The sequence below is a fragment of the Caballeronia sp. ATUFL_M2_KS44 genome (assembly GCF_023630965.1).
Lineage (GTDB): Bacteria > Pseudomonadota > Gammaproteobacteria > Burkholderiales > Burkholderiaceae > Caballeronia > Caballeronia concitans.
Genome location: NZ_JALQEA010000036.1, coordinates 13,531 through 26,782, shown reverse-complemented (window position 1 = coordinate 26,782; position 13,252 = coordinate 13,531). Strand labels below are relative to the sequence as shown.

Here is a 13,252-nt window from a genome sequence, read left to right as displayed (position 1 = left end):
CGCTAGCACGCGATGGTGTTGTCGAGCCCGGGGGCTCGCGTGGGGTGGCGCTCAGTGGGCGCGGAAGGTGATTCAGGGTTGATTCAAGCTGAGTGCCAACGTGGTTCTACGGAGTGATCAGACAGTCAGTGCTTCGGGCCAGAAAAGCTGCTTTCTTTGGTTACTTTCTTTGCAGCAGCAAAGAAAGTGACCCCCGCCCCGGGGAGGGGCGCACTAATAGACCGACACGAAAAAACGATACCGAAGAAAAGAAAATTTCAGAGTTCATTTTCGAACTCTTCTTCGCGTGGATACACGCGCACCAGTACGATCCGAGGCCCATTCATCTTCTTGACGACGATATCGAACCGGTCGAACGCAACGCGTTGCCCCTCCGACGGCAAGTCGCCCAGCGCATTAATGACCAGTCCGCCGACCGACTCAGCGCGCCCTTCATCGATATCGATCCCAAGCGCACGCTCGAGCGACACCACCGGCAACGAACCCTTGCCCATCAGCGTTCCATCGTCCATGCGCGACCAGTCCGCATCGCCCTGACGGAATTCGTCGTGAATCTGCCCCACGAGCGCACCGAGTAAATTATCGAGCGTGATGAAGCCGATCGGCTTCGCGCCCTTCCTCCCGACAATCGCGAAATGCGGCGCGCCCTTGCGAAAGCGCCTGAACAGTTCCAGCGCCGACAGATTCGGCGCCACGTACTGCACAGGCCGCACATAGCGCGATAACTTGTCGAGTTTCTCGCCGTCCTTGCTAAAACTGAAGCTGAACGTGCGACTCTCCGCATCGCGCGCAAGCAATAAGTCCTTCAGGTGAATCATGCCGATCACTCGCTCGCCCGTCGCATCCGCGAACAATGGATACCGGCTAAAGCGATGCCGCGCGATCACCGCGAGATTCTCGCGCACCGATAAATCATTACGCAGCCCCACGAGTTCATGCCCCGGCCGCATCAGATCCGACACCGTCATGCGGCTGAAGTCCAGCGAATGCGCAATGGTGTTCCACTCATCCGCGTTATACGACGATGCCCCGCCAAGACGCCGTCCACGCAAAATCAACTTGAGTTCGTCGGTGGAGTAATGCGCGTCGTGACCATGTTCGCCCGACATACCGAAGAGCCGCAACACCAGATTCGCACTGCTATTGAGCACCCAGATAAACGGGTACATCACCCAATAAAAGCCATAAAGCGGCGTGGCAAGCCACAAGCCCACTTGTTCCGCGCGACGAATGGCCCACGACTTCGGGGCAAGCTCGCCAACGACGATATGCAGAAATGAAATGACCGAGAACGCGAAGAAGAGCGAGATGGATTCGACGAGCCTTTCCGATTCCACACCGACCAGCGCAAAGAGCGGATGCAGCAACGAGGCGAACGCAGGCTCGCCTATCCATCCCAATCCGAGCGATGCCAGCGTGATGCCCAACTGACATGCGGAGAGATATGCATCGAGTTGCCCGTGGACCTTGGCGAGCAAGCGGCCAGGAAGGCCATTGGTCCGCGCAATGGCCTTGACGCGCGTCGCCCTGAGTTTGACGAGCCCGAATTCCGCCGCAACGAAAAACCCATTCAGGGCGACGAGCAACAATGCGCCGATCAGCGCGACAACCTGAGCCAAAGCAACTCTCTTCGAAAGTGGAAAGTGTCAGTATATGGGCGACAGGCAATCGAAAGTCAAATTACATCCCGGCAACCGCGATACGCGCCGATAGCACCACGTCCGCGCCATCCGCGATGTTCGCATGCTCGAACGCGCCTCCATGCGCCTCCGTCACGCGCTTGCAAAGCGCAAATGCCCACGCAATGCGTCCGCCCTCGCGCGGCTCCAGCGCCTGCCGCCGCGCGAACGCTTCGAGCACATGCGGCAACGATGCATCGGTCAGTGCCTTCGCCGATGCCGTGAATCGCACGTCCGTGCGCCACATGTTGCCTTCGATATTGCTCGTCACCTGCACGCTCGAATCGCGCGCACTCGCTTCGGCGGCGAACGCGAACATCAGCCACAGCATTTGCGTGAGGCGTTCGGCATCGCCTTCGACCTGCTCTTCCGCCAACGGCGATTCAACCGTGATCGTGACGCCGCGCTGCCGCGCAATGCTGCTTCGCGCAAACGTTGCGCTCTTGTCCAGCAACGGCAGCACCGCCACCGGCGCAAGCGACAACGCGAGCGCCTTCGTTTCGGCACGCGTCGTATCGACGGATTGCTCGATCAGCTTCACCTGCTGTTCCACGCCCGAGCGTATGCCCGCGAGCGCTCGCTGCGCGGCAGGATCCTTGGCGTCGATCTTTCGCTCGAGCACGTATCCCCAGCTATGAATGGCATTGAGCGGTCCGCGCAGATCATGCGAGACAACGGACAAAACGTGGTCGCGCATGAAAAGCGATGCTTCTGCCCGCAGATGCGCAATGCGCTCCGTGTTTTCCTGCGTCGGGGATGCGCCCGTGCGCGGCGAGACGATCAACGTGACGGACTCATTCGATGGCAGCGCGAGAATGCTGAAGCTGCGCGTCGAATCGTCGTCGATAGTGACTTGCGCGCGCCGGATGCCGTTGCCCGCGAGCGCCGCATCCGCGGCCTCGGCCAACGCTGCGGCAAGCGGCTTGGGCAAGGACGTTTCCGTGAGCGCGCGGCCCGTCAGTCCTGCGGAATCGATATCGAAGATATGAGCGAAGGCGGCATCGGCGGAAAGGCAGTGCTGGGCGGCATCGAGCACCAGCACGCCGTCGTTTCCTGCGGCAGCCGTATCGTTCTGCTGCGCGCCTCCAGATTCGACCGAACTGGAAAAAGACGTGGTCACGGTTGTTGGTCCTTGCGTATATCGATGTTGCGGTTCATGTCGCTAAGAAGCAAAAGCATGCAGGCAAAGGGCGCAACGACTGCGCCAAACGGTGCAGGCCCCGACGAGCCCATTATATGTGAGCGTCCGACGCGCATGCGAAGCATCGGACGCCCGTGCCTCGCTGTAGCAAGCAACATGCAAGCCGCCACTTTCAGGCTTTTGCATGGCCTTCGGAACACGCATTAGAAAGTCACTTGCGCAATTTTGTTGAGCGCCAGGCGGCGCACCATTTTCGGCAAGCATTAACGACCGCGACATATGCGGTCTTGCACACCAAGCCGATCAGGACGCGCCGATGCATCGTGCGTCTTCGAACACTTTCTGCTTACAAATAGCTATACGCTGCTGCTCAAGATAGCGCGCTGGTTGGCCGGCTCACGACATCATGGGCCGCGACGGGGACTCACTCCGACCAGCAACGCCGCTCTCGGCCACGGTAAGTCTTCAATCAAAATTTCAACCGGTGACACGAGCCCATGACACGCGACCGCAGCGTTGCGCCGACATTGCTGTCGGTGATCATTCCCGCCTTTAACGTCGAGCACTATATTGCCGCATCGCTTCGATCGGCGCTGTCTCAGCCACGCGCTGACGAGATCGAAATAATCGTCATCGATGACGGTTCGACCGACCGCACGCTGGAACGCATTCTCGACGTTCAGCGCAGCGCGCACGGCCGCAATATTCACGTCATTCATCAAGAGAACCGTGGCGTGTCGGCGGCCCGCAATCGCGCGATCGCGCTGGCGTCGTCGCCGTTCATCGGCTTTCTCGATTCCGACGACGTGTGGTCTCCGGATTTCGCCGCCAAGATCCTGCCCTTGCTCGACAGGAACGTGGCCGACATCATCGAGTTCAACGTCGGCATCATCAATTCGAATGGCAAGCTCATCGACCAGGTCGAGTTGATCGATCCCGCGACGACCGGTCCACGCACATGCGACCTTCACGCGCTACTCGACTTCGCACGCGTGTATCAGGTCTTTCCGGTCGCGCGCGTATACAGGCGCGAGCTTTGGGACGGCATCGAATTTCCAGCAGGTCGCGTCTATGAAGACGCCGCTGCCATTCCGCTCGTTTATGCACGCGCGCAAACGCTTTACCGGCTTGCCGACGACCTGTATTTCTATCGCCGCCGCGCGGGCAGCATCACGACGAAGGCAACACCTCATACGGTGATGAGTCTCACGATCTGCGCCGAAGAAACGCTCGCACGCTGCAACGGCGGTCCGCAAGATCCCTTCTGGCTCGCGATGTTTCACAAGGTCTTTGCCTACGCATGTCATCAGGTGGCGCGCGTGGATGCGCACGCGTTTGCCGAATCGATTCGACTCGTCGAGGGCACCGCCGCGCGCTATCGCGTCTTTGCTGCGAATCGCACGGACACGCCTTCGCAGCTGCGCTTTCATACACGAATCGTGGCGGACCGGCGCTGGTTTCAAACCAAGCGCATGGTCAAGCGCGTGCTCGGCAAGGAGCTTCGCGCGCCGACGCCGACGCCGACACCGCGCGCCATCGCGGCGAGCAATCAATAACAAAAACGAATAACGCATAACGAATAACACAGCGAGGATGTGATGCAGATCTATCCGTTGAGGCCCGGCTTCACAGCCGGCGACTGGTTCGAGCTTGCAGTGCAACCCGGGGCACGGTTTAGCATCGCGATCTATCAGCAAGGCAACGATGAAGACCTGAGTAGCGTGGGCGGTGTCGCCGTGCAACCGGGCGGCAGCGTGCGCGCGGAAATGATTAACGGGCGGATCGTTTTTCAATCGCCGGGCAGTCCGCGTAATGCACGCTTCGATGAGGACTGGCGCTGGCCCGTCGTGACCATCAAGCCGAATACGAATACGCTCGCGAGCGGCGCGTATGTCGCGATTGCCTATGAAGTCGATGCAAGCGGCCAGCCCTTGAACGACCTCGGGCGTCGCGCTGCTGCACACAAGCCCATTTTCGCGGGACCGCCCGATAGCGACAGCATGGCGCTCATCATCGCGCGGCCACGCAAGCCATCGGCTGCGATCGCGTACATCGTTCCCGTTAATACCTATCACGCATATAACTCGACGGGCGGCGGATGCTATTACGGCGATCCGATTCATCGCACGCAGCCGCAAACGCGAGTGAGTTTGTTGCGGCCCGGCGGCGGTCTCGGCGCACAACTCGGCGAGCCTATCGATCCGTATGATCCGCGCTCGCCGCGTCAGCAGTTCACGCATTGGGACGCCAAGTTCATTCGCTGGCTGCGGACCGAAGGCATCGCATGTGACTTCTATACGGATCATGACCTGCATCGCGGCACCGATCTGAAGCTCGATCAATATCGCTGCATGCTGAGCGTGGGACATCACGAATACTGGAGCAAGGAAATGCGCGAGCATGTCGCGCACTTTATTGCCGATGGCGGCAACCTCGCGATATTCAGCGGCAATACTTGCTTTCGTCCCATCGATTACGCGGATGCGCCCATTAATGGCGATTACGCGTTGATGAATCGCCTTGGCGAAAAGTGGCCGGGACATGACGAGTCGGACCTCATCGGACTCTCTTATGGATATGGCGGCGGCAAATATGGCGTATGGAAGCGACTGCGCGGCGGCTGGATCAAACGCGAGCGCGAAGCCATAGGCTTTACCGTGCGCAATGCCGACCATTGGGTCTTTGCAGGCACCGGCTTGCGCAATGGGCAAACCTTCGGTGCAGCGGACCGGCTCGTCGGCTATGAGGTCGATGGTGTGCCGCCCACGCCTAACGGCTTCGTCACACTGGCCGATACCGTGAGGCTCACGGGCTGGGACATGGGCGGCATGGGCGCAATGGGCGTCTTTCAGCCCGATCGCAATGGCAGCGAGAAACAAGGCCTCGTGTTCAACGGCGGCACGACCGACTGGCCTCGCGTACTGATGGACAAGCATGCACAGAGCCGGCTGATCGTCGATCAGATCACGCGCAACGTGGTGCGCAGGTTCGTCGGCTTGCCACCGCATCACATCGTGCGCGAAGATGCGTTCATCGAGCACGTCAGTCAAGCCGCGAATAAGATAATCGCGAACGCAGCGGCCTGAGCCGAGTGCGATGAATGACTGCGGAGCCGCCCTGCTCCGCGGTCGCTTTAGCGGATCACGCACATCGCGCGGATGACTTGCGTGTGCAAACCCACTGACCAATTCATTTTTTTCCTGTTAAATGTTCGCTGCGGACGCGTCGCGTCATTTCCGGGGCCTTGTCAAAGGCGCCGTACTGATGCGCGGTCGTTCCAGCGTTGCATCGCCTTTTGCCATGCCCCTCTGCGCATCCGCTGTCAGGTCAGGACACGGACGCTTCACCCTCCTTGTCCTTGCGTCTCTGTCGTGACGAGATAACGCTGACGAAACTATTCGTCTCCGGCGTTGTCATGGAATTGCCCACCATGAAGGGCACATTTAAAGAAGCAGCATTTTTTGCGTCATCGACATCAGGCAGCACTCAAGTCGGGAAAAACCGCTCAATGGCATCTTTTCGAAAGAACTTCACCATTCTGATGACGTTGCAGGTATCAACTTACCTTGCACCGCTTTTGACGCTGCCCTGGCTGGCACGCGTGCTTGGACCAAGCGAATACGGGCGGCTTTCCTTCGCCATGGCTTTCACGACGTACTTCATCACGCTGACCAACTACAGCTTTTCGCTTACCGCGACACCCAAGGTATCCATCAATCGCGATAACCGCGCGCTGCGGTCCCAGATGTTCTGGGAAACGATGTACGCGCAAATACTGTTATCTGTTGGCGGCTTCGTCGTGCTGCTGGCACTGACGTTCATCGTGCCGATGCTTGCGGAAAATCGCGAGCTGCTGCTCGTCGGCTTCGGCATGGCGATCGGCTCCATGCTCATTCCCACCTGGTATTTTCAGGGCGTGGAAGATCTTGGCGTCATCAGCGCAATCGTTTTTGTCGGACGCGCGCTGAGCATTCCGGCCATGTACCTGTTCGTCCGTCACCACGACGACGTGAACAACGCGATGTGGGTCAATACACTGGTGCCACTGCTCTCGGGCATTGCAATTTGCATCTACTTGTATTTTCGACGCGAGCTCGACTTCGTTCACGTGCCCTTCAAGACCGTCATCGACCGGCTTAAGGACGGATGGAGCGTGTTCATGGCGACATCGCTCGTCGATATCTATGCGTCGAGCAATATCGTGTTGCTGACGTTCATCGCGGGCAACGTGGCGGGCGGCTACTTCGCTGCGGGCGACAAGCTCATCCGCGCGGCGCTCAACATGCTGCGACCGCTCAAGACCGCCGCATATCCGCGTGTGAGCTTTTTGATGCACCATGCACGCGATGATGCATTCGCCTTCTTGCGCAAGATGTTCGTGGTGCAAGGCGCGATCGTTTCGATCATCTCCGTTTGTATTTTCTTCGGCGCACCGCTCGCGGTGAAACTGCTTTACGGCCCGCAGTTCGGACCGACGGTGGATGTGCTGCGGTGGATGGCGTTCGTTCCGCTGATGTCCGGCCTGGCCGATCTCTTCGGCGTTCAGACGATGCTTCCGCTCGGCATGAAATCCCACTTCAGCCGCGTGCTGATTGGCTCGGCGATACTCAACTTCGCTTTGCTCGCCGTACTCGCGACGCTGTTCCACGAGCAAGGCGCAGCAGCAACGGTGCTGATTGTCGAAACGGCGATCGCCGCTGCAATGGCCTTCACGCTGCATCTCGAAGGCGTGCCTTTGCTCAAGCGCTCGCGTCAAATGCCGGAAAGCGCCGGTTCGTGAGTCTGGCGCGTTTCGTGCTCCTCTGTGTGAATGCGTCTCTTTGAGACGCATCTTCCCCTTTCGCCGCCCCTACATGGTGCGGAACGCACGTGCATAAACACCTCGACACTGCCCGCTGACCGCGCTTCAGCGGCGGGCAGCGCATGCCTGACTGCGCCGCTACTCCAGAAGTTGCAGTCGTGTATGTGTGGTGCCGCACGGACGGACCATGGTTAGGGGTTTATGGTACTTAGTAAGAATACTTATTGTGAGCGGTGGCATGAAATCAGACGACCTTTCGTTCGAGCGCGTACAGAAACTGGTTGAGCGCGCTGAGAACCTGCGCATGCAATCGGCTGCCATTCCGGTCAAGGACTTGCGGGTGCTGCTCGAAGTCTGCGAGATCGCCTTCTCGCAACACCCGTTGGCCGACACCAAGACCCAACCCGAGGTCAATTGACCTTATCAGCACGACTTGCACTTGAGCCGAATCACGCGTTGCATCGAAAAGATGCATAGCCAGACGATTCACGCTTGAGCGCACGTCTCGTTCGACTCACTTCGTGCATTGGAAAAGCGTCGCTGCGTTGAAGCGCGACGCTTGATCTCGCGCCGCGCGAGTCCGTCATCGAGTCGAACTGGCTGCTCATTGCGGCTGCTCATTGCGGCCGTCTTTCGCGGCCGCATTCATTCGATCGGCATATAGCGTGAACAGGTTCAGCGAGTGATCTGAAACTCACTCGCTTAGTGATGCTTTGCTTTTCCCTGTAACGCCTTGTGTTTTCCTTTCAACGTGTACTCGCGCACAGTCCCCCGTTGCATAGCCCCGGGATATGTGTGCTACCAACTATAGATAAGACGTGGCGACTTATATTCTCCATTGCGAGTGCGACGGGGTGCTCGGCAGTTCGCGAAGAAGAAAAAGAGTCCGATATGAAAGAGATCGTCCACATTTCCGAGGCGTTCGGCGGCGGGGTATTGTCCATGCTGACGCAATTGTCGAACCGGGCAGCGGCAGCCGGGTTCGGCGTGACGATTCTTCATTCGATACGACCCGAAACGCCCGTCAACTTCGCAAGGCTCTTTCATCCCGCGATCAAGCTCGTTCACGTGAACATGCACCGTGAAGTGCATCCGGCGAAGGACTGGACCGGTGTATGGACTCTGGTCCGCGCGCTTCGTCAGTGCGAGCCTTCCGTCGTGCATCTTCATTCGTCGAAGGCCGGCGTGCTCGGTCGTGCTGCCGCGCGCATCGCGGCCCCCGACGCGCGAGTGTTCTATTCGCCGCACGGCCTCGCCTTCCTTCGCCGCGATGTCGCAGCGGCCAGGCAGTTCGCTTATCTCAGCTTCGAGCGCATTGCTGCGCGCATGGGCGGCACCATCGTCGCGTGCTCGGCCAGTGAATTGCAGGAAATCGAAAGCAGGATCGATCCGCGAAGCGCATTGCTGATCGAGAACGGCGTGAACGTAGCGGAGATTCCGCCGCGCATCGAGAAGGCCGATGGCGGCATCGTGATCGGCATGAGCGGACGCGCGTCGTACCAGAAGAATCACGAAGCGTTCGCCGCGCTTGCCACTGAATTTCAAACGCCGTCAGTCAGTTTTTTATGGATCGGCGGAAATGAGAATGAATTGCCCAGCCACGGGAACCACGCCGTGACATGCAGCGGATGGGTCACGCGCGATCGCGCGCTTGAACTCACTTCGAAGCTCGATGTCTACGTGCAGACGTCGCGTTGGGAAGGCATGCCGATCGCGCTGATCGAAGCGCAGGTCGCCGGCGTTCCCGCCGTGGTCACCGATGTCGTCGGCAACCGTGACGTCGTTCGGCATGGCGTGACGGGCTTCGTTGCAAAGAACATCGAAGAGATGAGGACGTACATTGCGCGCCTGCGTGACGACCCCGCATTGCGCGCACGCATGGGCGCGGCTGCCAGGCAATCCGCGAGCACGCGCTTTTCGATGGATTCGATCTTCCGTCAGTGGCTTTCGATCTACGAGTTCGGAGCGGAGAAGCATGCGCGCGAACCACTGGCGCCGAGTGAAGTCGCATCGTATGAAGCCGCCCCGACTCACAGTTTTGAAGCGAAATAAATGGACACCTCCTTCGCCACGAGCAAGCTCGTCTACAACGGGCGATTCACGAGTCAGAAGACGACCGGCGTGCAACGCGTTGCACGCGAGCTGGTCGCTGCGCTCATGAAGCTGCCGGAAGGTGCCCATGTGACGCTTGCCGTGCCGCCGCAGCCGGACCTCATGCCGGTCGATGGCGTGCCGACCGTGAAGCTCGGTTTCGGCAAAGGCGTGCTGTGGGAGCAACTCGCGTTGCCGTTGTTCGCGGGACGATCGCGCATCGTCAATCTCAGCAATTCGGGCTCGATCTTTCGCTCCAATCAGATCATCTACATGCACGACGCCGCAGTCTTCGACACGCCCGCGCATTTCTCGTGGAAGTTCCGCGCGTGGTATCGCGTGATGTTCTGGATACTCGCGCGCACGTCGAGCTGCGTGCTGACGAATTCGAAGTTCTCGCGCGACCGGCTTGCGCATCATGTCGGCGTGAAGCCGGAGCGCATCGGTGTCGTGCCGCTTGCCGCGGACCATCTGGATCACGTCGCGCCGGATTTATCGGTAATTGCGGAATTAAATCTCACGCCGAATCGTTACGTCCTCGCAGTAAGTAGCATGAACCCGACGAAGAACTTCAAGCGTCTCGTCGAAGCATTCATTCGTCTGAACGATCCTTCTATCGACCTCGTTATAGTCGGTATGAAGAATGCCGCGATCTTCGGCAAGTCGCAGGACTTGTCGAGCGCGCCGAATATCAAGGAAGCAGGTTATGTCAGCGACGAAAAGCTCAAGGCGCTGTATCAACATGCAGCGTGCTTTCTTTATCCGTCCATCTACGAAGGCTTTGGCATTCCTCCTCTGGAGGCAATGCGAAACGGATGTCCCACGCTCGTGGGACGCGCGGCCGCGTTGCCGGAAGCATGCGGCGATGCGTCCATCTACTGCGATCCGTATTCGGTCGAAGACATTGCAACAAAGCTGCGGGAACTGCTCGATTCGCCTACGCTTAGCGAAGACCTCAGGCGACGCGGGCTCGCGCACGCGGAGCGTTATCGCTGGACGGAAAGCGCGCGTCTATTGATGCATTTCATCAACAAGCAGTGAAGACGCGCAAGGCGCGCGCTGTTAGTGGAGGAAGCCGGTGAATATTGGAATCTATTGCGACTCGGGCATCAACGGTGGGCATGAAGAGATGCTCAAGCGATTCATGCTCGCGCTCGTCACGAGCGGGAACATAGAAACGCTGCATATTCTCGTATCGAAGAGCAATGCGCCGCTGCATCGCTATGTGAGCGAGCTGGCTCGGCATCATGCGAAGGTGCGCGTCGTGAGCCTTTCGTACACCGCGGAATCGATTCGCGGCGATCTCTTCGCGCTCTTCCGCGCGATCCGCACGACCGCCGCCACGCTGCGCACGTTGCAGCTCTCGAAACTGCTGATCGCGCAGGGCACGATCGTTTCCGCCATCGCGGGTCTGCTTGCCGCACGCTATGCGCATGTGCGCACGATCAGCTACCTGCCGCTCGTCGACGACGGCCCGGCAAACAACGGCACGACCGAAAAGGTCAAATGGCTCGCCAAGCGCGTGCTGTATCGCATGCCGGATGAATACGTGACGCTCAACGATCATCTGCGCGGCAAGCTGCGCGCGCTCGCGCCGAATGCGCGCACGATGATCCTCGAGAACTATGTCGATGACCGCTTCAGTCGCTCGATGCTCACCAAGTCCGCGGCGCGCGCATCGCTCGGCCTGCCCGACGACGGCACCACGATCATCGCGCATATCGGGCGGATCAATTTCAAGCAGAAGCGGCAGGACTTCCTGCTCGAATCCATCGAGCGCCATCCGGAGGCTTTCAAGCGGGCCATCGTGCTGATCGTCGGCGAAGGCGCGGATTCGGCGCGGCTCGCCGCCATGGTCGATGCCAGCCCGACATTGACGGCCTGCGTGCGGATCGTCGGTCCGAAGAGCGATGTGCTGCCGTATATCGTCGCAAGCGATACGCTCGTGCTGCCGTCCGCGTTCGAAGGCGTGCCGCTCGTGATGATCGAAGCGGTGCTCGCGGAACGGCCGATCGTCGTGTCGCGCATCTGCGGCCTCGAATCGTATTTGCCGGACGCGCTGCTCTTCCCCGCAGGCGATCACGATGCATTCGTCGAGCGCATCTTCACCGCGCACAACGTGCCGATGACCGGGCTCACGAACGACTTCCGCCGCCGCTTCTCGCGCGAAGTATTCGACGCACAGGCGCAAAACGTGATGATGTCAACGACGCCATCGCGCGGCGCGTTCGACCCGGCATCGCCCAAGCATTCGGATTTGCTGGCGAAATAGGCCGGACCGCTCTCCGGGGCGCTTCTCATGCCCCGACTCGCTCCCTCGCTCCGTTCTACAATGCTGGTTTCGACCAGCGGCATAAGAGCCGTGCAACCAGGGAGCAAACATGTCGAAAGTCACGACCGATTCCGGTCTCAAGTATGAAGACGTCACCGTCGGCGATGGCGCCGAAGCCGTCGCGGGCAAGACGGTCAGCGTGCATTACACGGGCTGGCTGACCGACGGCCAGAAGTTCGATTCGAGCAAGGACCGCAACGATCCCTTCGCCTTCGTGCTCGGCGGCGGCATGGTCATCAAGGGCTGGGACGAAGGCGTGCAAGGCATGAAGGTCGGCGGCGTGCGCCGTCTGACCATTCCGCCGCAACTCGGCTACGGCGCGCGCGGCGCGGGCGGCGTGATTCCGCCGAACGCCACGCTCGTGTTCGAAGTGGAACTGCTCGACGTCTGAGATCGCGATGAGCGCGCCGCTCGGCCCTTCCACGCCCACGGTCTCGCTGCGCCGCTATGAAGCGGTGCAGGCATCGGACGAGCACGACTTCCATCAGATCGTGCTCGGCTTCGACGGCGCAATGGGCATGGCGGTCGACGGCAACGAATCGCAGATCGATCGGCATCGCGCGTGGATCATTCCCGCAGGCGCGCGTCACGAGTATTGGGCCGAAGGCGTCAATCGCCAGCTCGTGCTGGATCTGCCGGCGTCGTCGGTGGCGGTCCCGGTGCGCTTCTTCGAACGCGCCCGCACCATCGAACTCGATGCGCGCCTCACGCAGCTCGTCGCGAACGTCGCGGTGAGCGCGAGCGTCGAAGCGTCCGCGATGCCGCGACGCTTCGCCTGGCAAGCGGCCACGCATCTGTGCGGCGCGTTGATGGCCGATGCCGGCGCGTCGCTGATCGGCGAAACGCGCGGCCTCGACTTCGCTCGCATCGACCGATGGCTGCGCGCGCATCTTTCCGAGCCGTTGCGCGTGGCCGATCTCGCCGCGCATTGCGGCTTCGGCATGCGGCGCTTTCATCAGTTGTTCAACGAAGCGTTCGGCGAGACGCCGCATCGCTATCTGCATCGCTTGCGGCTCGATACGGCGCTCACGCTGCTCGCCGATCCACGTACCTCGCTGACCGCCATTGCGCTCGATGTCGGCTTCGCCGATCAAAGCGCGTTCACGCATGCGTTCTCGAAGCGCTTCGGCATCGCGCCCGGACAATGGCGCAATAGCGGGCTGCAACGCGGTCAATAGACGCAAAAAAGCCCGCTCGTCGAATCGACC

Annotated in this window: 11 protein-coding genes; 9 read left to right on the top strand and 2 right to left on the bottom strand. The window is 60.1% G+C overall.

The window, feature by feature from the left end; all coding sequences use genetic code 11:
- Window positions 1–257 precede the first annotated feature (257 nt).
- On the bottom strand, window positions 258–1,619 hold the full coding sequence (locus tag NCR39_RS15010) for a hemolysin family protein (protein WP_250452893.1): 1,362 nt from the start codon (window positions 1,617–1,619) through the stop codon (window positions 258–260).
- Between the two features lie 61 nt (window positions 1,620–1,680).
- Window positions 1,681–2,799 (bottom strand): sensor histidine kinase, encoded by a 1,119-nt coding sequence (locus tag NCR39_RS15005; RefSeq protein WP_350029678.1) that lies wholly within the window; start codon window positions 2,797–2,799, stop codon window positions 1,681–1,683.
- A gap of 518 nt (window positions 2,800–3,317) precedes the next feature.
- On the opposite strand from NCR39_RS15005, the gene NCR39_RS14995 reads away from it, so the two are divergent.
- The 9 genes from NCR39_RS14995 to NCR39_RS14955 all read left to right on the top strand — a co-directional run bounded on the left by NCR39_RS14995 (window position 3,318) and on the right by NCR39_RS14955 (window position 13,222).
- The gene (locus NCR39_RS14995; RefSeq protein ID WP_250452892.1) at window positions 3,318–4,376 is read left to right on the top strand and encodes a glycosyltransferase family 2 protein; all 1,059 of its coding nucleotides are present in this window, start codon (window positions 3,318–3,320) and stop codon (window positions 4,374–4,376) included.
- 42 nt (window positions 4,377–4,418) lie between these two features.
- Window positions 4,419–5,906: a N,N-dimethylformamidase beta subunit family domain-containing protein gene (locus tag NCR39_RS14990; protein ID WP_250452891.1), complete on the top strand. Its 1,488-nt coding sequence runs from the start codon at window positions 4,419–4,421 to the stop codon at window positions 5,904–5,906.
- 422 nt (window positions 5,907–6,328) lie between these two features.
- Complete coding sequence (locus tag NCR39_RS14985; protein WP_250452953.1) at window positions 6,329–7,600, top strand: flippase; 1,272 nt, start codon at window positions 6,329–6,331, stop codon at window positions 7,598–7,600.
- A gap of 259 nt (window positions 7,601–7,859) precedes the next feature.
- Window positions 7,860–8,039: a hypothetical protein gene (locus NCR39_RS14980; protein ID WP_250452890.1), complete on the top strand. Its 180-nt coding sequence runs from the start codon at window positions 7,860–7,862 to the stop codon at window positions 8,037–8,039.
- A 473-nt stretch (window positions 8,040–8,512) separates the two neighbouring features.
- Complete coding sequence (locus NCR39_RS14975) at window positions 8,513–9,673, top strand: glycosyltransferase (protein ID WP_250452889.1); 1,161 nt, start codon at window positions 8,513–8,515, stop codon at window positions 9,671–9,673.
- Window positions 9,674–10,753 carry a glycosyltransferase family 4 protein gene (locus tag NCR39_RS14970; protein WP_250452888.1) on the top strand — a complete coding sequence of 360 codons (1,080 nt, stop codon included), beginning with the start codon at window positions 9,674–9,676 and terminating at the stop codon, window positions 10,751–10,753.
- Window positions 10,754–10,790: 37 nt separating this feature from the next.
- On the top strand, window positions 10,791–11,984 hold the full coding sequence (locus NCR39_RS14965) for a glycosyltransferase (protein WP_250452887.1): 1,194 nt from the start codon (window positions 10,791–10,793) through the stop codon (window positions 11,982–11,984).
- Between the two features lie 109 nt (window positions 11,985–12,093).
- Window positions 12,094–12,435: an FKBP-type peptidyl-prolyl cis-trans isomerase gene (locus NCR39_RS14960; RefSeq protein ID WP_250452886.1), complete on the top strand. Its 342-nt coding sequence runs from the start codon at window positions 12,094–12,096 to the stop codon at window positions 12,433–12,435.
- Between the two features lie 7 nt (window positions 12,436–12,442).
- Window positions 12,443–13,222, top strand: coding sequence for an AraC family transcriptional regulator (locus NCR39_RS14955; protein WP_250452885.1), 780 nt, complete (start codon window positions 12,443–12,445; stop codon window positions 13,220–13,222).
- Window positions 13,223–13,252: the final 30 nt, after the last annotated feature.